At 42.6% G+C, this 20,035-nt stretch carries 23 protein-coding genes; 2 read left to right on the top strand and 21 right to left on the bottom strand.

The window, feature by feature from the left end; all coding sequences use genetic code 11:
- Positions 1 to 53: 53 nt before the first annotated feature.
- The 7 genes from recR to HFK82_RS07270 all read right to left on the bottom strand — a co-directional run bounded on the left by recR (position 54) and on the right by HFK82_RS07270 (position 7,251).
- Positions 54 to 650 carry a recombination mediator RecR gene (recR, locus tag HFK82_RS07300; RefSeq protein ID WP_154455106.1) on the bottom strand — a complete coding sequence of 199 codons (597 nt, stop codon included), beginning with the start codon at positions 648 to 650 and terminating at the stop codon, positions 54 to 56.
- A gap of 62 nt (positions 651 to 712) precedes the next feature.
- Complete coding sequence (pbp2b, locus tag HFK82_RS07295) at positions 713 to 2,797, bottom strand: penicillin-binding protein PBP2B (protein ID WP_168261301.1); 2,085 nt, start codon at positions 2,795 to 2,797, stop codon at positions 713 to 715.
- A 125-nt stretch (positions 2,798 to 2,922) separates the two neighbouring features.
- Complete coding sequence (locus tag HFK82_RS07290; RefSeq protein WP_154455108.1) at positions 2,923 to 3,483, bottom strand: hypothetical protein; 561 nt, start codon at positions 3,481 to 3,483, stop codon at positions 2,923 to 2,925.
- A gap of 109 nt (positions 3,484 to 3,592) precedes the next feature.
- Complete coding sequence (locus HFK82_RS07285; protein ID WP_154455109.1) at positions 3,593 to 4,114, bottom strand: transcription repressor NadR; 522 nt, start codon at positions 4,112 to 4,114, stop codon at positions 3,593 to 3,595.
- Positions 4,115 to 4,238: 124 nt separating this feature from the next.
- A complete protein-coding gene (locus HFK82_RS07280; RefSeq protein ID WP_154455110.1) occupies positions 4,239 to 4,931 on the bottom strand; it encodes a phosphoglycerate mutase in 693 nt (230 codons plus the stop codon).
- 126 nt (positions 4,932 to 5,057) lie between these two features.
- A complete protein-coding gene (locus HFK82_RS07275) occupies positions 5,058 to 6,953 on the bottom strand; it encodes a heavy metal translocating P-type ATPase (RefSeq protein WP_168261300.1) in 1,896 nt (631 codons plus the stop codon).
- Entirely contained in the window at positions 6,937 to 7,251 is a 315-nt protein-coding gene (locus HFK82_RS07270) for an ArsR/SmtB family transcription factor (RefSeq protein ID WP_168261299.1), read from the bottom strand. Before HFK82_RS07270 ends, HFK82_RS07275 begins: the two co-directional genes overlap by 17 nt.
- Positions 7,252 to 7,583: 332 nt before the next feature.
- Here HFK82_RS07270 and HFK82_RS07265 point away from each other — a divergent pair, with 332 nt between their 5' ends.
- A complete protein-coding gene (locus HFK82_RS07265; protein ID WP_168261298.1) occupies positions 7,584 to 8,519 on the top strand; it encodes a dihydroorotate oxidase in 936 nt (311 codons plus the stop codon).
- Between the two features lie 61 nt (positions 8,520 to 8,580).
- On the opposite strand, the gene HFK82_RS07260 is transcribed toward HFK82_RS07265, so the two are convergent.
- Positions 8,581 to 8,787: a hypothetical protein gene (locus HFK82_RS07260; protein WP_154454420.1), complete on the bottom strand. Its 207-nt coding sequence runs from the start codon at positions 8,785 to 8,787 to the stop codon at positions 8,581 to 8,583.
- Between the two features lie 296 nt (positions 8,788 to 9,083).
- Here HFK82_RS07260 and HFK82_RS07255 point away from each other — a divergent pair, with 296 nt between their 5' ends.
- Entirely contained in the window at positions 9,084 to 9,680 is a 597-nt protein-coding gene (locus tag HFK82_RS07255) for a DUF5067 domain-containing protein (protein WP_168261297.1), read from the top strand.
- A gap of 159 nt (positions 9,681 to 9,839) precedes the next feature.
- Here the strand turns inward: HFK82_RS07255 and HFK82_RS07250 are convergent, their stop codons facing one another.
- From HFK82_RS07250 to HFK82_RS07190, 13 genes are all read right to left on the bottom strand, one after another.
- Positions 9,840 to 10,115: an HU family DNA-binding protein gene (locus tag HFK82_RS07250; protein WP_154454422.1), complete on the bottom strand. Its 276-nt coding sequence runs from the start codon at positions 10,113 to 10,115 to the stop codon at positions 9,840 to 9,842.
- Between the two features lie 93 nt (positions 10,116 to 10,208).
- Positions 10,209 to 10,811 (bottom strand): YpmS family protein, encoded by a 603-nt coding sequence (locus HFK82_RS07245; protein WP_167829255.1) that lies wholly within the window; start codon positions 10,809 to 10,811, stop codon positions 10,209 to 10,211.
- On the bottom strand, positions 10,780 to 11,628 hold the full coding sequence (locus HFK82_RS07240; RefSeq protein ID WP_154454423.1) for an SGNH/GDSL hydrolase family protein: 849 nt from the start codon (positions 11,626 to 11,628) through the stop codon (positions 10,780 to 10,782). The genes HFK82_RS07245 and HFK82_RS07240 overlap by 32 nt, the downstream gene beginning before the upstream one ends.
- Positions 11,621 to 12,457: a DegV family protein gene (locus HFK82_RS07235; protein ID WP_168261296.1), complete on the bottom strand. Its 837-nt coding sequence runs from the start codon at positions 12,455 to 12,457 to the stop codon at positions 11,621 to 11,623. The genes HFK82_RS07240 and HFK82_RS07235 overlap by 8 nt, the downstream gene beginning before the upstream one ends.
- Before the next feature lie 144 nt (positions 12,458 to 12,601).
- Complete coding sequence (gene recN, locus HFK82_RS07230) at positions 12,602 to 14,260, bottom strand: DNA repair protein RecN (RefSeq protein ID WP_168261295.1); 1,659 nt, start codon at positions 14,258 to 14,260, stop codon at positions 12,602 to 12,604.
- A 14-nt stretch (positions 14,261 to 14,274) separates the two neighbouring features.
- Positions 14,275 to 14,745: an arginine repressor gene (locus HFK82_RS07225; RefSeq protein WP_168261294.1), complete on the bottom strand. Its 471-nt coding sequence runs from the start codon at positions 14,743 to 14,745 to the stop codon at positions 14,275 to 14,277.
- Positions 14,732 to 15,556, bottom strand: coding sequence for a TlyA family RNA methyltransferase (locus HFK82_RS07220; protein ID WP_168261293.1), 825 nt, complete (start codon positions 15,554 to 15,556; stop codon positions 14,732 to 14,734). Before HFK82_RS07220 ends, HFK82_RS07225 begins: the two co-directional genes overlap by 14 nt.
- On the bottom strand, positions 15,549 to 16,418 hold the full coding sequence (locus tag HFK82_RS07215; RefSeq protein ID WP_168261292.1) for a polyprenyl synthetase family protein: 870 nt from the start codon (positions 16,416 to 16,418) through the stop codon (positions 15,549 to 15,551). Before HFK82_RS07215 ends, HFK82_RS07220 begins: the two co-directional genes overlap by 8 nt.
- Entirely contained in the window at positions 16,418 to 16,633 is a 216-nt protein-coding gene (locus tag HFK82_RS07210; RefSeq protein WP_154454429.1) for an exodeoxyribonuclease VII small subunit, read from the bottom strand. Before HFK82_RS07210 ends, HFK82_RS07215 begins: the two co-directional genes overlap by 1 nt.
- Positions 16,611 to 17,951, bottom strand: a complete 1,341-nt coding sequence (xseA, locus tag HFK82_RS07205) for an exodeoxyribonuclease VII large subunit (RefSeq protein ID WP_168261291.1) — start codon at positions 17,949 to 17,951, stop codon at positions 16,611 to 16,613. Before xseA ends, HFK82_RS07210 begins: the two co-directional genes overlap by 23 nt.
- Positions 17,952 to 18,088: 137 nt before the next feature.
- Positions 18,089 to 18,925, bottom strand: a complete 837-nt coding sequence (locus HFK82_RS07200) for an NAD(P)H-hydrate dehydratase (protein WP_168261290.1) — start codon at positions 18,923 to 18,925, stop codon at positions 18,089 to 18,091.
- Positions 18,922 to 19,776 carry a bifunctional methylenetetrahydrofolate dehydrogenase/methenyltetrahydrofolate cyclohydrolase gene (locus HFK82_RS07195; protein WP_168261289.1) on the bottom strand — a complete coding sequence of 285 codons (855 nt, stop codon included), beginning with the start codon at positions 19,774 to 19,776 and terminating at the stop codon, positions 18,922 to 18,924. Before HFK82_RS07195 ends, HFK82_RS07200 begins: the two co-directional genes overlap by 4 nt.
- A 111-nt stretch (positions 19,777 to 19,887) precedes the next feature.
- Positions 19,888 to 20,034 (bottom strand): FeoB-associated Cys-rich membrane protein, encoded by a 147-nt coding sequence (locus tag HFK82_RS07190; protein ID WP_168261288.1) that lies wholly within the window; start codon positions 20,032 to 20,034, stop codon positions 19,888 to 19,890.
- Between the last annotated feature and the right edge of the window lies 1 nt (position 20,035).

The following is a 20,035-nucleotide window of genomic DNA, read 5'->3' as shown; positions in this document are numbered from 1 at the left end:
ACTTGACCTCACGTGATAGAAAAAAGCAACTTTATGTAAAAGTTGCTTTGGGGTTATAATTCTGTACGGTTTTCAATAGCACGCAGCAGGGTCACTTCGTCAGCGTATTCGATATCAGAACCAACAGCAAGTCCTCGTGCTAGGCGGGTTACCTTAAGGCCAGCTGGTTTTAAGACGCGTGAGATATACATCGCGGTCGCCTCACCATCTGCGGTGGCATTGGTTGCGATAATCACCTCGCTGACCTCACTATCCATAAGGCGCGTAATCAAGGGCTTCAAATTGATGTCGTCAGGTCCAACGCCATTCATAGGAGAAATCAAGCCGTGCAAGACATGGTACAAGCCATGGTATTCTTGAATTTTCTCCATAGCAGACACATCCTTAGAATCTTCAACCACTAAAATCACTGAGCGGTCGCGGGTTTCATCCGTGCAGATATTGCAAGGGTCCTCGTCTGTTAAGTTACCACAAACTGAGCAGTAAGTCAGTTCACGCTTGGCTGCTAGTAGGTTTTTGGCAAATTCGTTGACGTCTTCGTCTGACATGCCAATGGTATGAAAAGCAAGTCGTGTCGCTGTCTTAATCCCAATGCCTGGCAATTTGGTAAAACTATCAATGAGTTTTGCGATGGGGGTTGGGTAGAGCATCTTTTTCCTCCTTTGTAACAAAGGGACGAGCCGACCTTGTTTTCAATCGACTCGCCCAATTCTTATTTATTGACATAAGTTGACATGTATAAGTTGATGATATCACGCGCAATGACTTGGTTGGTGTGGTTGTCATCACTCGTCAAATGCGGAATAATCACGGCAACGGCGATGTGAGAATCATCGGTTTCTGAGTAATCGTAAGCGAGAACGCTCAAGTTAATAGTGGTTACCGCATTACCTGAAGCATCGACAGCGTAGGTTTCGGCGGTACCCGTTTTACCAGCGATGATTACGGTTGAGCTTCTCATGTGAGAACCTGTGGCAAAAGCATCAGTACCATTTACCACTTGATAGAACCCTTGGTGAATCAAGTCCATATCTTCTGATGAGATATCAACTTTATTAAGCACCTTGCTTTCAATGGTCTTGGTCAAGGTACCTAGACCACCCTTTCCGTCACTTTCGTAAATGCCTTCGACAAGGTGTGGGGCAATACGGCTACCACCGTTGGCTACAGTTGCTGCGTATTGGGCCAATTGCATTGGGGTATATGAGTCATACTGTCCAAAGGCTTCTGTCAAGACATTACCCGCAGAGTATTCTTTAGACAGGTAACCTGTTGTATTTTCTGGTAGGTCAATGCCTGTACTTGTTCCCATACCGTATTCAGCGTAAGTGGCACGCAATTCTTCCATGGCTTTTTTCATACCAGAAGTTGATAAGGCCATTCCTGAATGGTATTCTTGTCCCATCATCTTGAGGGCGACTTGTACCATGTAGGTATTTGAAGAGTATTCCAAGGCTTGCACGGCTGTGATGTTTCGTAAACCGTAATCGGTAAACCATGACTTGATTGATGGCGAACCAGCGATATTAATTGGTTGGTCAGTCAAGACTTGGTTACCAGAAATGACGTTTGATTTCCAGCCAGCTGTTAGGGTTGCTGCCTTGACAACTGACCCTGGTACAAAGATGTCATTGATGGTACCAAGGGCATCTAGTTGTGTTGTGGTTGAACCAACATCATGCGATAGACCTGCCATAGCCAAGACCGCACCTGTCTTAGGATTGAGGGCAACGGCATAAGCCCCTTCAGAATACGTCGCATAACCACTGGTGATATCTGCTCCATAATATTGTTGGAGAATGTTTTCCACACCTGCTTGGAAATCTACGTTAATGGTCAATTTGAGGTTTTGACCTGATTTGCCTTCACTGAGGACTTTGTCAGAAGCCACGTTACCGTTTTTATCGGTTTTGATTTCACGAACGGTGTGAGTCCCTTGAAGGTATTCTTCGTATTCTTTTTCCAAGTAAGAGGTTCCGACACGGTCATCAAGGGCGTAACCTTTGGCAAGATATTCTTCAACTTCTTCGGCTGGCAGACCTGATTTTTTCGATGACACTGTTCCGATAACAGTCGCCAAAGAACTGTTTGACGCTTGACGGTCCCAGTCTGTCGCAATAGAAATGCCTGACAGTTTTGATTGGTTGGCGGTGATGTAGGCAATTTGCTCTTCTGTCAAATCCCCAGTCGTCAAATGCACCGTACTAAAGGTTGAAGCTGAATTCATCTGGTTAAAGATATAAACCAATTTCAACTCATCTTCAGAATAGTTAATCTCATCGTCAGTCACCGCATTAACAGCGTTGGCATAAATAGTTGACTCCGACAAACTGTTACCATAGTTATCGTATTTTTCCTTATCTGGTAGGCGTTTGACAACCGCTGCGTAAGTATCTGAATCTGCTAGGTAATAGTCTTTTTTCTGACGTGTGGTGACGTTGGTTTCAGTCAAATTCACCAGCGTTGCCAATTTAGCGGCTAATTTTTTCATTTCTCCCGCAGTCATGGTATTGCTACGTGTAAAGGCTACCACTTGTTTCACGTTGTTGGAAACGAGCAGTTTTCCTGCCGAATCGTAAATTTCACCACGAGGGCTTGAGGTCGTGACCTTATACGTCGTCGATGAATTTAATTTGTTTTCGTAAAACGATTTATTAAAAATTTGCATCTGTGCCAGTCGCAAAACGATGACTGAAAACAGCACAACGATTACCGAAAAAATCAAATAAATCCGTCTTGTAACGTTACTTGGTCCTTTTTCGATTTTGATGTTACGTAATCTCTTTTTTAATGACATTATTTCCTCACAAATAAAAGCTCTGTTTTATATTCTATCATATTTTCATTAAAAGAGAGAAAACTAACCAGAAAAGTTTTTAACCAGACTTTACAAAAAAAGAAAGGTCGCTTGACCCTTCTTTATTACACTTGTTCGTTAACATTGAGTGAAAAATTGATACCGACCTTGTCTTTTAAAAATACCCAAATGTAGTAGGCAATGTAAAAATCAATACAGCCGTGTACCATAGAGCCAAGGCCAATCAACCCCACTAATGACCAGACATAACTCATGGTTAATTGGCTGCCTGTCGTCAAGGACAAGACGACAACAAATTCTGCCAAGCCGTGCAAGAGATTTAATCCCAAAGCTAAAAGCAAGCGTGAGGTGGCATTATCCAAAAGTTTTGGATATCTTTGAAGCAGAACTGCTCCAATCATTGCAAACAAGAGATGTGACACCGCTCGCAAGACAATGACAATCGGAAAGCCAGCCAGCAAGAAACCAAGGCTTGTCCCCAAAGCAACCATGAAGGTCACCTGAGGTGCAATGAACATGGCCATAAAAACAGGCACATGACTGGCTAAAGTGAAGGAAGCTGGCCCAATAACCACCTTAATCGGCATCACCATGGGAATTAAAATCCCAAAGGCTACCAGTATAGCCGAAAAGGCCAGCGATTTTGTTTGACTTTGTTTTACCATAAATTCCTCCTAAATAAACCGGTCTCATAAGCTTTATTTGTGCTTTATCTCACATGATTACTGCTATTATAAAAGAAAACACAACAGGTGTCAAGACATCTGTTGTGTTTTAGTTTTCAGATAACAAAATCCCTTTATCAGCCAAAAGCGTTTTAATCTCATCAAAACGGTCCTTAGAGGAGCAAGACAAAGTGTGCGTATGAATACCATCCGTCAAAGAGGATAATAAAGTAGCGTGCGATTGCTCAATTTTCTCCATAAAATTGGCAATATCTTCTTCTGTCTTAATGTTTAAAGATGCCGTCAGCATCCCATAAACAGGATGTTCCACCTCGACATCCACCACAATCCCACCTTGCGACACAATGCAAGCCAACTCTTCTTCAATCTTATCTTGACCGTGCTGACAAGCAATTTTCCCAATAAACTGATGAGAATACAAGGACTGAGATAAAATGTAGCCTTTTGGCGTTGAAATCACATCATTGTCTGCCGCTCTCAATAAGGCAATATCCCCTACAATAATCTGACGACTCACACCAAATTGGCTGGCCAAAGCACTGGCTGAAATAGGCACCTGAGCCTGACTCAAAGACGCCATAATCTTTTGACGGCGCTCTGCTGCTTTCATAACCATTCTCCTTTCACGTTTCATGCTTTCATCATATCACAAATCCCTCCCATTTTTAAAGTCAGAAAAAAGCACCCTAGCACAAGCTAGAATGCTTCTTACACACTACACTTATTATAAAAGATTATTTACCTAAGTAGTATTCTTTTGTAACGTTCAATTTGTCGTCGAATTCGAAAACAAGTGGTGGGAAGTTAGGGATTTCAACGTCCATGATTTCGTCATCTGACAATTGTTTGATGTGTTTTACAAGGGCACGGATTGAGTTACCGTGTGCACCAACGAATACGTTTTTACCATCTTTAAGTGCTGGAGCGATTTTATCTTCCCAGAATGGAAGGGCACGTTCCAATGTCACTTTCAAGTTTTCAGCATCTGGAATAACAGTGTCGTCAAGGTTTGCGTAACGACGGTCAGTGTGTGCTGAGTATTTGTCATCTTTAGCCATAGCTGGTGGCAATACATCGTATGAACGACGCCAGATGTGAACTTGTTCGTCACCCCATTTTGCAGCAGCTTCAGCTTTGTTTTGGCCAGTCAAACCACCGTAGTGACGTTCGTTTAAGCGCCATGATTTTTCAACTGGAACCCAAAGTTGATCTGATGATTCAAGAGCAAGGTTAGTTGTTTTGATCGCACGTTTAAGAACTGATGTGAAAGCAAGGTCAAATTCGATTCCTGCTTCTTTGATCAATTTACCAGCGTCGATAGCTTGTTGTGTTCCTTCTTCTGTAAGATCTACATCTGCCCAACCAGTGAAAAGGTTAGCTTTGTTCCATTCAGATTGCCCGTGACGTGCAAACACTAATTTTACCATTAGATTTTATCTCCTTCTATAATGTATCGCGACCTAAACGCCGCTTACTTTTACTATTCTACCCAAAAAGAGGTAAAAAAGCTAGTGAAATTACTAATTTTATCTCAAGACGCTGACTTTTCTCAATCAAAGCACTGATTTTGTGACGGTCATGGTGCGCATAGCATTTAATGTAGCCAGCACTGTCACCCCAACATCGGCAAAAATAGCCAGCCACATATTTGCCAAACCAAATCCTGTCAACAAGAGAACGGCTAATTTCACACCGATTGAAAAGACTATATTTTCATGAGCGACGCGACGCGTGCGACGTGCAATAGCAATGACTTTGACTAATTTAGAAAGCTTGTCGTCCATAATGACCACATCAGCGGATTCAATGGCAACATCACTGCCCAAGCCTCCCATGGCAATACCGACATCTGCTCGAGCCAAGACTGGAGCGTCGTTGATGCCGTCACCGACAAAACCAACAGTCGCACGTTTTTGAGCAGTATTGAGATAGGTTTCAAGGCCTGTCACCTTGTCTGTCGGTAGCAATTCTGCCTGATAATCGGTGATGTCAAGTTCTGCAGCTACTTTTTCTACCACTTCTTTGCGGTCCCCTGTCAGCATAACCAAACGCTTGATACCAAGTGATTGTAATTGTTCTAAGGCGGATTTTGTGTCTGGTTTGATGCAGTCTGAAATCACGATGTGCCCAGCGTATTGCCCATCAATAGCGACATGGACCACCGTACCAACCTTGCTGCACGTTTTCCATTTGGCACCCAAACTGTCCATGAATTTGGTATTACCGACAGCAACGGTATGCCCGTTGATATTTGCACTGACGCCATAGCCTGATTTTTCCGTGATATCCGTAATCCGACAATCATCTGCTTCTTTTTGATAGGCAGAACGAAGGGATTGGGCAATGGGATGATTTGAAAAACGTTCCACGTGGCTAGCTAAGTGCAACAACTCTTCTTCCTTGATGTCTTTTGGATGAAGGGCAGTTACCTCAAACACCCCCTCAGTCAGCGTCCCTGTCTTATCAAAAACCAGAGTATCGAGTGACGCCAAGGTTTCAAGGTAATTAGACCCTTTAATCAAAACGCCCACTTTGGAACTAGCACCGAGGCCGCCAAAAAAGCTAAGGGGAATGGAAATCACCAAGGCACAAGGACATGAAATGACTAAGAAGGTCAAAGCACGACTAAACCATTCTGGAAAATGAGCCATGAAATCACCTGAAAACAGGGGCGGTAACACCGCCAAAAGCAAAGCTGCAATCACGACTGTCGGTGTGTAAACCACCGCAAAACGGGCCATAAAACGTTCGCTCTTAGACTTGTGCGCCGTCGAATCCTCTAACAATTCCAAAATTTTACTAAGAGTCGAATGCTCTACTGAGTGCAACACTTTGACACGGATGACACCTGTCATGTTAATCATACCAGATAGCACTTGGTCGCCCACCACCACTTCTTGGGGCAGGCTTTCTCCCGTCAAGGCTGACGTATCCACCGAAGATTCTCCCTCAATTAAAATCCCATCAATGGCGACTTTTTCCCCTGGGGAAATCGTGATAATCTGCCCCTCATGCAAGACCTTGGGGTCAACATCGACCAGCTTGCCCTCTTGTTCAAGATGAACCACATCAGGTTTCAAAGCCAGCAACTCGGCAATGGATTTTTCACTATTTCCTTCAGCAATGTGTTCAAAAAGTTCACCAATTTGGTAAAAAATCATGACAAAAACAGCTTCGGCAAACTCTGCTTCCTGCGTGATAAAACTAAGAAGAAAAGCACCTAGCGTTGCCAAGGATATGAGAAAATGCTCACTAAAGACCTTACCTTGACTGATTTTCACAACAGCTTTTTTCAAAACCGTATACCCCGCAATTAAATAAGGAACGGCGTACAAAATAGCTTGCATTTCTAAGGTTGGTTGATAGATCCGCACCACCACAACAACCAGTAAAAAGACAAGGATAGCTAGAACAATCTGCCTTAAGGATTTTTTATTCTTCTCTGACATCGGTATCCTCCTCATAATGCTCGATAACGGAATGTAAGACGTGACTGATATGGCTATCAGCCAAACGGTAAATTTGATGCTTACCTTCACGTCTAACAGCCACAATCTTAAGGTTTTTCAATAAAGTCAATTGATGGGAAATGGCTGATGGTGTCATCTCTAAAACTGCCGCTAAGTCTGTTGGTTTCCATTCTTTTTGGCTTAGTTGCCACAAGATTTTCAAGCGGGTTTCATTGCCCAAAGCCTTGAAAAAATTAGAAACCGTATCTAGCAACTCCCCCTCAAAATGCTCTATCATCTTTTCTCCTTTCTATTATTAACGTTTTTTATATTTGAACACTTATTCAATCGTTCAATAATTTTTAGTATAACCTAAACGCTTTCGTTTTTCAAGTAAAAAACGCTAAAAGACCACTCTCAACACTCAGACACCTCAATATTCCTATTTGAAGAAATCAAAACGGCCTTGAAAGCTTTATAAGATCGCAAGGTTATTGGAAAACTGGTCTTTGATATGTATTTATCTTGAAAACGTTCGGGAAAATGACTTGCTTTCATTCTGATGAAATAGTAAAATGAAGATGGGTTGGAATGCCTTTTCAACCGTTATTACAACACTTGGAGGACTTTATGGTTTCTACTGCAACAAAAATCGGTGCTTTCGATTTTGACAACTGCCTCATGAATGCCGCTGGCGTTTACTGCATGACTCGTGAGGAATTAGCTGATATTGATGCTTCTGCTGCTGGCTCTTTTGTCACCAAGACAGGGACATTAAACGCACGCGCTGGTAACCCTGAACCACGCTACGTTGATACAAGCCTTGGCTCAATCAACTCAATGGGCTTGCCAAATCACGGTTTCCAATATTATTTGGACTTTGTGACTGAGCTCCAAAACACGCCAAATAGCAAGAATCACTTCTTATCACTTGTTGGTATGTCTGAAGAAGAAACACACACCATTTTAAAAGCCGTCCAAGACTCTGACTACCAAGGTTTGGTGGAATTAAACCTTTCTTGTCCAAACGTTCCAGGAAAACCTCAAATCGCTTATGATTTTGAAACAACTGAGAAACTCTTGAAGGACATTTTTGCTTATTTCACAAAACCACTTGGGGTGAAATTGCCTCCTTATTTTGATATTGCTCACTTTGACCGTGCTGCTGCGGTATTCAATCAATTCCCGTTGGCTTTTGTTAACTGCATCAATTCAATCGGTAACGGTTTGGTTATCGAAGATGAAACCGTTGTTATCAAGCCAAAACATGGTTTTGGTGGTATTGGTGGGGATTATATCAAACCAACAGCGCTTGCTAACGTACACGCCTTTTACCAACGCCTAAATCCTACTATTCCTATTATAGGGACAGGTGGGGTCAAGACTGGTCGCGATGCCTTTGAACACATCTTGTGCGGAGCTAGCATGGTTCAACTAGGAACTGTTTTACACCAAGAAGGTCCAGCCGTTTTTGAACGTATTACAAATGAATTAAAAGCCATTATGACTGAAAAAGGCTATGAAAGCCTTGATGATTTCCGTGGCAAGTTACAGTATTTGGACTAACCAAATCATAAAAAAATGCCGCCCTAGAAATAGGGTGGCATTTTTAGTCTTAAAATGACGCTTACCAATCATTCCAAAAATCATCATCGTCATCATTGTTGAGTGTCTTTTCATCGTCCTTATCGTCTTTTTTATTCTTAGGAGCGATGATATTGCCGTCCTTATCCACTTTTGGTTTTAGGACGTAACTATAAGCAATCAACAAAAGAACCTTGATAATTGAAAAAATAGCTAAAACAATAATGATAAATAACAGCGTTTCCTTCATGTTATCAACTCTTCTCTCTAATCCTTTTGGGCAAAGCCAAAAGATGTTTCAACTGATTATAACACAAGTTACCCACATTTTAAACTGTAACCACCTGCTTTATCTTCTATGGTGGTTTTGTGCTAGGCAGTTTGGGCATTCTATGATACACTATAACTTGAGGGTGGTTTCATTTCTGTATTCATGGGCGATTAGACAAATTTTAGCTCAGGATATGTGGACGCATACCATTCGACATACGAGATAACAAACGTGTAAGGCTGAACCACGTAAAAAGCTGAAAATAGAAGATAATCATGAAAAAGCTTAGTGTAATCGGGATGACTTTATTGTCTATTGTGACCCTTAGTGCTTGTGCCACCTCGTCAAACAACTCAAGCAGCAAAAGCAAGACGGAAAATTCGTATCCTTTAGAACGTTATGCTTCTTCTAGCGAAACAGAATTACCTCAAAAGACCACGGCTTATTCAGACGAGGCCTATGTATCATTTCCGTATAGCGTTCAAGCCGATAAAAAAAATACCTATACTTTTAAGAGTATTACCAAAGTCAAAGGAAACAGCGATGAGGACAATATCCTCTTGGTTGATATCAGTTTCACCAACAATGAAGAAACAGCAACAACACCTTATATGGGATTTGCTGTTGATTGGGACTTGCAACAAACTAACGACAACAAAAATGAGAGTCTTTCTCCTGTTGACCTCAAGGAAGTCCACACCGATGCCAACCAAGAACTCGTGGACAACGCTAATAAAGAAGTCAATCCAGGCGAAACCGTTGACGCCATTGTCGGCTACCGTCTAGCCAACAACACTGAAGACGTTGGCTTTATCCTACGTTCTACCATTTCAAGAGACAACCACAAAGGCTTCGCTTGGTCAAACCAGTAATTTCTCATCACATTATCCTTTATGGCAATAGCCATAAGGGATTTTTTTAACGCAAAAAAGCACCTAGAAGCTCATCTTGGTGCTATCGTCTGATGACTAAAAAAGAGTCTTGCAACACTCAACAAAGGTTGATGGGACAAGGCTCTTTTTCTGCGTTGATTATTTTACAGCGTCTTTAAGTGCTTTACCAGCTTTAAATGCAGGAACTTTTGAAGCTGAAATTTCAATTTCTTCACCAGTTTGTGGGTTACGACCTTTACGAGCTGCACGTTCGCGAACTTCAAAGTTACCAAAACCGATTAATTGAACTTTTTCGCCTTCAGCAAGGAAGCTTTCAATTGCTGAGAATACTGCATCTACAGCTGCTGCTGAATCTTTTTTAGTAAGCTCAGTTGCTTCTGCAACTTTAGCGATTAAATCTTGTTTGTTAGCCATTTAACAAATCCTCCAATTAATTTCTAAGCGTTAACACTTTAACACGTTCTATCATACCCAAAAATCCCCATGAGGTCAAGTATTTAGCGCTATTTAACGGCTTTTCTTGTAAATGTCAAAATTGAATTGGTCCCCAACCAAATCGACTGTTGTTGCCTTCAAATAAATGTCCGCATCGTTCTTCAAATTTTGGATATTGATGTTGATGGCTGACTCATCAGGAAGCACTTCAACAAAGTAAGGCAGCTTATAACTTGACGCAATGTATTTTAAGATTTCAGATTTTGGTAACGAAAGGGTTCCGACTGAGAATGAGGTAACTTTTAACTGAATAGCACCTGAATTTAAGCGGCTAGGTTGGAAGTAGATGTACAAGGGCACTTCATAACCCAGCAAGGTGTATTTCCCTTCAAACATGATTTCAGACGATGTAGCATAGACATTATAAGACATTTTTTTGGTCTGATAATCCTTCAGGTAAGCTGCCACGGTGTCGTTAAGCTGCTCTATGTTGGTTGAGAACGTCCCAACCTTGATGCTCTTTTTTTGGTTGTTGCTGATGTTTTCGGTGGCAGGCTCTCTGACTTGCAACAAACGACTTGCCACCACACCAACAAAAGCGAGGTTCATGGCTAAAATAAGGAGAAATCCCCATTTCCACCAGTTAGTTTTTCGTCCAGTCTTTTTTTGTTTCACTTATCTTCTCCATTACTGCATCTGACATGATTTGGTAGCCGATATTATTGGGATGGAAATGGTCGCCACTAAACAAGGCATCGTTGATGACGGTTGTTTGGTCACCTGAGGTAGATACAATGCCCTCTTCACCATTGACGCCCTTATAGAGCAAATCATTGATTGGCACAAAGTAAACCTTGTCATACTCTTTGGTAACGTCTTCTGTGGCGGTATTCCAATTGTCCACAATGTCTTGCATTTCCGTCATATCAGGAAAATTCAAATAAAAAGGATTGTAAATACCTAGAATATAAATCGGCAAGTTGGGGTTATCTGTTCTTGCAAGGTCAATAATCTGACGGAGGCGTTTTTGGTAATCCTTGGACGATTCGGTGAAAGAAGACACCGACAAATTAGCCAAATTCTTGCGAATCACAGCCATCACGTCATTGCCTCCGACAGTTAAGGTCATCAGATTGGCTTTGGCAAGAGCTTCTTGAATGTCTGTTTGTTCCTGCATGCGTTTTAAAATCTGATTGCTGGTATTGCCAGACACCCCATAATTGCTGTAATGAACATCGTAATGATATTTATCGGTCAAGTCCTGAGAAAGCAAGGGCACAAAGCCACCTTGATTGGTACTATCGCCAACCCCTTGGGTCAAGGAATCACCGATGGCAACATAGTTAAAGGACTTAGCCTTGGTAGTCGCAATGTCCTTGTGGCTTATCTCTGAAGCAGATTTTGGAATGAGTAAGGAAAAAAGCCCACCGAACAGAAGAAGGGCTGCTAAAAAGAACGCAAACCCTACCATTATCTGTTTGAATTTATTCATAACGCACCATCACCGCAAAGGCATTTTCGCCTGTATGAGTTTGGATAATTGACCCCGTTTCAAGAACGGTGATTGGCGCTCCTAGAACTTCTAGTTTTTCTTTAAAGCCATTCGCCATGTCAGCCGTTCCACAGTAAGAAATCCCAATTTCAGCGACTTTTTTGTTCTTAGCTGTTTCAATAAAACCATCCAACCATTTGTTAAAGGTTTTCAAGCCACGCCCTTTGACAATAGGATTGAGTTCGCTGTGAGCCATTTCCATAACGACTTTGATATTAAGCAGTGAGCTGAGCAAGCCTGTCACACGACCGATACGGCCACCCTTAACAAGATTTTCAAGGGTTGATACACCGATAAAGAGTTCTGATTTTTTACGAACTTCTTCGATTTTTGCCACGACTTCTGACAAGCTCGCACCTTCTTGCGCTAATTTGGCAGCTTGAACCACTTGGAAGGTTTGGCATTGGTCAGTAAAGGTCGAATCAATGACCGTCACATTCGCACCTGATAAGTTAGCACCTTGGCGGGCCGCTTCTACTGTTCCTGACAAGGTATGAGCGATGTGAATCGATACAATGTGTTCAGCGCCCTCTTTCATCAGTTTTTCATAAACTTCTGCAAAAATGCCGACAGGTGGTTGGCTGGTCTTTGGCAAATCACGGCTATGACGCATCATGTTCAAGAATTTGCCTTCTTCTTTTAAGTCATTGTCTGAATAAACCACACCGTCAATCATCACTGACAAAGGGATAACGGTAATATCATACTTCGTAATCAACTCAGGTTCTATCGTTAAAGACGAATCTGTAACAATTTTAATTTTACTCATATTTTATCCTATCATTACTTCTGTTCTAGTTTTTACTCCAATGCCATTATACCAAATTTTTCAAGACTTCGGGGATTTTTTCTAACGTGAAAATGAGAAATCTTTGAAAAGAAAGCTACTCTGTTCCACTTTTGTGCTAAGCGTCTAATGTTTTAATAATTCTCGGGCTTGTTGGCGGGCCAAATCCGTCACGTCATTGCCTGCTAACATTTTAGCAATTTCTTCCACACGTTGGTCTTGCGTGAGCAAACGAACCGTTGACACGGTTTTATGCTCATCACTCCGTTTTTCAATGTAGAACTGGTAATCAGCAATAGCCACCACTTGTGGCAAGTGAGAAATAGCAAGAACCTGACCATGACTGCCAATTTTGTGAATTTTTTGGGCAATAGCTTGGGCAACACGACCTGACACCCCTGTATCCACCTCATCAAAAACAATACTGGTCTTGTCCTCTTTGCGTGAAAATGCTGATTTGATAGCCAGCATCAAGCGCGATAATTCCCCTCCAGATGCCACTTTAACCAGCGGCTTAAAGCCTTCACCAGGGTTAGTGGAAATGTAAAACTCAACGTTTTCATTACCTTCACGATTGAATTTTCCCTTGCTAAATTGCACTTGGAAGTCTGCCTTTTCCATGTACAAATCAGCCAGTTCTTGCTTGATTTCACTTTCTAGAGTTTTAGCAAGAGCATGGCGTTCTTGGCTGAGGTTGTCAGCTGCCGAGATAAGCTCTTTTTCCAATTGTTTCAAGGTCTTTTCCATATCATCGGAAAATTCGTCATTGCCCGTCAACAGATTGTATTCTTTGGTGATATTATCGTAATATTCCAAAACGTCATCGACACTGCCACCGTATTTTCGGGTAATGCTGTTAATGACTTCCAAACGAGCCTCGATTTGCTGCAATTGCCCGGCATCAAAATCCAAATTCTCAATCCCATCCCCTAATTGTTTGGTGATTTCTTCCAAAATGTAGTAGGCTTCTGATAGATTGGTGGACATTTCCTTGTAGTCACGGTCAAATTCTTCCAAGGACATCATGTCATTCATGGCAGAGCGGATATTGGACAAGCTTGAAAATTCTTCGTTATCCAGCATGACATAGGCATTCATCAACGTATCTGCAATGTGCTTGTGATTTAACAATTTATCGCGGTTTTGATGGAGTTTTTTGTCCTCACCTGATCGAAGGGCAGCTGCTTCAATTTCCGCCATTTGAAAGGCAAGCATCTCAATACGAGCCTTGTGTTCTTGCTCGTTTTTTTGTTTGGTCAATACCCGTTGACGCAATTGACGGTAGTCTTCAAAAAGGGATTGGTAATGTTTTTTGACTTCCCAAAAAGCCTTGTCACCAAATTCGTCCAGCATCTTAATATGGCGATTTGGCTTCATTAATTCTTCTTGGTCGTGCTGACCGTGGATATCCACCAGATATTGCCCCACAGCTCGCAAGGTAGCTAGGTTGACCAATTGCCCATTGATGCGACCGATTGAACGACCATTTTGCAAAATATCACGGCGAATAATCAATTCCTCACTGGCGTCAATGCCATTATCTTCCAAAATGGTCATCAGCGCAGCATTTTTCCCAACTGAAAAGAGCCCTTCAATTTCGGCTTTGGTCGCTCCATGACGAATCACATCAAGGCTGGCACGCGCCCCTAGCATCAGATTCATGGCGTCAATAATAATGGACTTACCAGCCCCTGTTTCCCCTGTCAACACCGTCATTCCATTATCAAAAGTCAGGGAAATTTCCTCGATAATGGCGAAATTTTTAATGGACATTTCTAAAAGCATGGGAAAAACCTCTCTTAATGGCTACTTGTCATCCATTGGTGCACTTCATGGCGAATGTCCTTGGCAGCGTCAGCGCTTTTTGCCAACACCAACAAGCTATCGTCATCTGCAATCACACTCAAAATACGGTCCTTGAAATCTTCCAACAAGAAACGTTTAATCAGGCGGCTATTTCCTGGAACCACGTCCAAATTGAGGAAGGCCTCTAAACCTGGTGTTTCTTCTGAAATCGACAAAACGGTGCTCTTAATGGGGACAGAGGGCTGACCGACTTTTTGGGCTTTATCTATTGAAAAGCCGTAGATATAAGGCCCTTCAGATGATGGCACCTTGATAATGCCAATCTCATTCATGTCCCTAGACACCGTTGCTTGGGTCAAGGTCAAGCCTCTTTCCTCTAGCAATTTCAGTAAGTCGTGTTGGGTTTCAATGGCATTTTCTGAAACCATTTTCTTGATTAGTTCTAAACGTTCACTCTTTTTCATCTTTAAATTCCTTATGTGCTTTTTCTACGATTTCTGGAATCTGTGCTGCCACTTGGCTTTGAGGGTCAGCAGATTTTTCCAAATGGGCCAAAAATTCGATATTGCCATGCCCACCTTGGATTGGTGAAAAATCAAGTCCCTTAACGCTAAAGCCATCAGCCAAAGCCAAAGCAGTCACCTGCTCTAAAACCTTTTGATGAACAGCCTTATCGCGAATGATGCCATTTTTTCCAATTTGCTCGCGGCCTGCTTCAAATTGCGGCTTAATCAGCGCAACCACTTGGCCTTGGTCTGCCAAAATAGCGTGTAGAGCTGGCAAAATGAGTTTGAGGGAAATAAAACTAACGTCAATGCTGGCAAATGTCGGCTGCCCTTCTGTAAAATCAGCTAACTGAGCGTAGCGGAAATTGTATTGCTCCATGCTCCGCACACGCGCATCCTGACGTAATTTCCAGACCAATTGGTTGGTACCGACATCAACAGCGTAAACCAGTTTGGCACCGTTTTGCAGCATCACATCGGTAAAGCCACCTGTTGAGGCACCGATATCAATCGTAGTCTGACCGTCCACAGACAGGCCAAAAACCTGCAAAGCCTTCTCCAATTTCAAACCACCACGGCTAACGTATTTGAGCTTTTCGCCCTTGAGTTTGAGTTCGGTTCCAGCGTCGATTTTTTCACCAGGTTTGTCATAACGTTCTCCGTTAATCACATTGACCACAAGACCCGCCATCACCCCACGTTTGGCTTGCTCACGGGTATCAAAAAGCCCTTGTTTATAGGCTAGTACGTCCACTCTTTCCTTAGGCATTTAGTCGTAACCTTTCTATCATTTCAGTGATTTTTTCAGTGTGAAACGCTTGCGTTTCTGCTAGTTTTTGGAAAATGGCTAGCGCTTGGTCGATGGATTGATTTAAGACATCGTACGACTGTTCTAAACCAAGCAAACTTGGATAAGTAGCCTTGTCAGCTAAGAGGTCTTTTTTAGGGGTTTTGCCGATTTCGTCAAAGGTCGCTGTCACATCTAAAATGTCATCACGCACTTGAAAAGCCAGTCCAATCAAGGCACCCGCTTCATGCAAACGAACCAAGTCTACTTCTGATACATTGGCAACAATCCCAGCTGCCACAATCGGAAAAGTCAACAATTTCCCTGTTTTATTGGCATGAATAGCCTGCAATTCTGTTAATTCCAGTTGACGTTCTTCGCCTTCCATATCCAGCATTTGCCCACCAACCATGCCATAGGTTCCAGATGCTTGGGACAATTCTGCTATCAATTGCACCTTAATCTTATCAGCCAGCTCTGCATTTGCCACCAACCCAAACGGGTCTAAAAAGAGACTATCTCCTGCTAAAATGGCTGTCGCTTCGCCAAATTTTTTGTGGTTAGTCAAACGCCCACGGCGGTAATCATCATCGTCCATGGCTGGCAAATCATCGTGAATCAAACTTCCCGTGTGAATCATCTCCAAAGCCGCTGCCACGTCAAAATGCCCCTCGGTCAAATCCATGCCAAAACCTTCCAACATTTCCAAAAACAGAAGCGGTCGAATGCGTTTGCCACCAGACTCCACCGAGTACAAAATAGAGGCAATTAAATCCTCTGAAACCTGAGGTTTTTGGCTATAATAACGGTAAATAGCCTGATTGATTTCCTTTATTTTATCCATTAGGCATCCATTTCCGTCTCTGTTCCGTCAGCTTGCATGACTTTGACAAGCGTTTTTTCCGCAGAATCCAGCGTTTTTTGCAATTCTTTTGACAAAATCATGCCTTGCTGGAAGGCCTCGATCGCATCTTCCAAAGCCACATCACCATTTTCAAGCTTGGTCACAATGGCTTCTAATTCCTGTAAATTTTCCTCAAATGTTTTCTTTTTTGGCATTTTTTACCTCCACTTCAAGTTGCCCATCTTTTAATTGAACGCTCAATTGCTCTCCTTTTGCTACTTCAGTGACGCTAGAGATCACCTTATCTCCCTTTTGCACCATGGCATAACCTCTTGCAATAATACGACTCGTATCCAAGGACAACAAAGCGTCTTGGGCTTTTTCAAATCGTGCCAATTGGCTTTCGTACTGGCTAGTCACCTGCGAGGTCAATAGACGTTTGAGGGCCTCAATTCGCTCCTTATAGCGTCTGATATTGCGCTCCAAATCTACGGCCAAAAGGCGTTGGTTAAGCAATTGTTGGGCTTGACTGGCTTGTTGAACCTGCTGTTCCACGGTGCTTTTTAACCGCGAGGTCAAATGGTCACATTTCTGGGCATAACCATCATACAAACGCTCAGGCTGTCTGAAAATCACCGATTTGGCCAACTTACCCAAACGTTCTTGATCTCTTTTAATCACTCGCAAACCAGCTTGATAAGCCCTGTTTTGTCGCTCAGAAATCCATGAAATAATGTCTGTCTTTGTCACAGGTGTCGCCAATTCTGCCGCTGCCGTTGGAGTAGCAGCCCTGCGGTCAGCCACAAAATCCGCCAAGGTGGTATCGGTTTCATGCCCCACGCTTGAAATCACAGGAAGGCGAGATTCAAAAATGGCCTGCACCACAACTTCTTCATTGAAAGCCCACAGGTCCTCAATCGAGCCGCCGCCACGACCGACAATCAGTAGGTCCAGGTCCTCACGTTCATTGGCTAAGGCGATATTAGCAGCCACTTCCTGACTAGCTCCCTCACCTTGCACCTTGGTTGGGAAAAGCAAAATCTCCACCCCAGGAAAACGGCGAGATACAGTGGTAATAATATCACGAATAACGGCTCCACTGGGGCTAGTCACCACACCAATTTTCTTGACAAATTGTGGTAAGGGTTGTTTATGACGCTCGTCAAAATACCCCGCCTCAGTCAATTTTTTCTTCAATTGCTCAAACTGAATAGCCAAGGCACCAATACCATCTGGCTCCGCTTTCTCAATGATAATCGAATACGAACCGCTTGGTTCATAAATTTGGACACGGCCAACAACGTTGATTTTCATGCCTTCTTCCAGCTCAAAATCAAGTTTTTTAAAAGTGCCTGCCCACATGGTGGCCTGAATGACCGCTTGCTCATCTTTTAAAGAAAAATATTGGTGATTGGGACGACGACGAAAATTGGATACCTGACCAGTCAAATACACCCGCTCCAAATAAGGGTCGCGGTCAAATTTTAATTTAAGGTATTTGGTCAAACTTGACACACTTAAATAATCTGACATAGTAGGCTCCTTTCTGTTCTCTTGTTACCTGATATAAATATGGCATATCATTACAATTATAGCAAAAAATAGCGCAAAATGGCAGACGGAATCTCCTAGTCTGTCCAAACAAAAAGCACCACAGAGCGCTTTTCAGATTATAATTCGGAATACTTTTTCATCACGCGCGGAATATCGGCACTAATGCTTGTCGGAAGAACAACATAGGCATCCGCACTCAATTTATCCGCTATGGCTGAGTGGAGATAAGTCGCCGCTGCCACCGTATCAAAGAGATTATCAGATAATTGTGCCACAAATCCTGCAATCATGCCGCACAAAGTATCCCCCATACCTCCAGTTGCTTGGTAGGGGCCTCCAACCATCAATTCACCAATACGTTTACCTTGAATGACCTTAGTCTGATGGCTTTTAGCCACTAAAATGGTTGAGGCTGGGAAAGCTTGCAGGGCTTTTCGGGTATTGGGCAAGGTTTGTTTGGCAATGGGAATACCTGATAAGCGTTCCCACTCTTTTTGGTGCGGCGTTAAGATTAGATTTGGCGTCTTAAATTGACGAAAATTGGGCAAAGCAAGGAGATTTAAGGCGGAACCGTCAACAATCAAAATTTGGCGTTTGGCAACCTTATCCAAAACCGTTTTGAAAACCTTTTGGGCTTTAAAGCTTTTACCCAAACCAGGACCAATCAAAATCACATCAGCTTGTTCAATGCTGGTTTGCAAAAGTTCGGTATCCACAGCATCAAAAGCCATGGCTTCTGGCAAGTGGCTATGCAAGGCAGCGATATTGTCACGCTCGGTCGCCACAGTCACCAAACCCGCTCCGCTATTGACCGTAGCAAGAGCCGACATGATAATAGCACCACCATAAGGATAAAAACCACCGATCAAAAGCACATGACCGTAGGTTCCTTTATAAGAATGACTGACACGTTTGGTAATAACTTTTTTAACTAAATGTTCATTGATAATCATAAACTCACACTTCTAAGGGCTGATTGATAGGTTTGTTCCATCAGCATGGTTATGGTCATTGGGCCAACCCCACCAGGAACAGGGGTGATTAGACTGGCTATTGGTTCAACCTCTTCAAAATCAACATCACCAATAAGTCTGCCATCAACATCACGATTCATGCCAACGTCAATGACTACGGCACCTTCTTTGACAAAGTCATCCGTCACAAAATGACCTTGGCCGATAGCGACAATTAAAATATCCGCTTGCTTGGTGACTTTTGCCAAATCGCGTGTCCGCGAATGCGCCAAGGTTACCGTTGCATTTTTTTCCAGCAGGAGTTGTGCCATAGGCTTACCAACGATATTGGAACGGCCAATGATAACAGCCGTTTTGCCCTCTAACGCCACTTCGTACTCACGCAACAATTCCATGATACCAGCTGGGGTACAAGGCACCATGACAGGACGCCCACTCCAAAGATGACCAGTATTCATAGGATGAAACCCATCCACATCTTTTTTAGGGTCAATGGCTAAAATGACACGCTTGTCATTGATATGCTTTGGCAAAGGCAATTGCACCAAAATTCCATGAAAACGCTCGTCCTTATTGTATTTTTCAATAACTTGAATCAGCTCTTCTTCGCTGATAGATTCTGACAAACGAACCGTTTCACTCAAAAAGCCGACCTTTTTAGCAAAGCACTCCTTATTTCGCACATATACTTGGCTGGCAGGGTCGTCCCCCACTAAAATAACCACCAATCCAGGCACTAGACCTGATTCAGCTTTTAAACGTTCCACTTTTTCCTGCAAGGCCGCTTGCTTTTTTGCCGCTAGGGCTTTGCCATCAATTATCTTTGCCATACCATTCCCCCTTTTTATTATTACCCTCTATTATACCAAAAAAATCGATTATAAAAGTGTGTATTTTCAGAATATTTCTCCATAAAAAAACGTGCTCCAAAGAGCAAGTCCTTATTTTAAATGAGCGGGTTTGTGCATTTCTTCTTTGATAGGGCACGAACACTCACAATCTGCGCAAGCCCCCTTACTTTTAAAGAGGCGTCGAATGCCAAAAAACGTCGCTACTGCAATCAATGCTGCAATAATAAAAGTTGCCATA

This window comes from Streptococcus alactolyticus, assembly GCF_012277075.1.
Classification (GTDB): Bacteria; Bacillota; Bacilli; order Lactobacillales; family Streptococcaceae; genus Streptococcus; species Streptococcus alactolyticus.
This window is presented reverse-complemented; position numbering and strand designations above follow the sequence as displayed.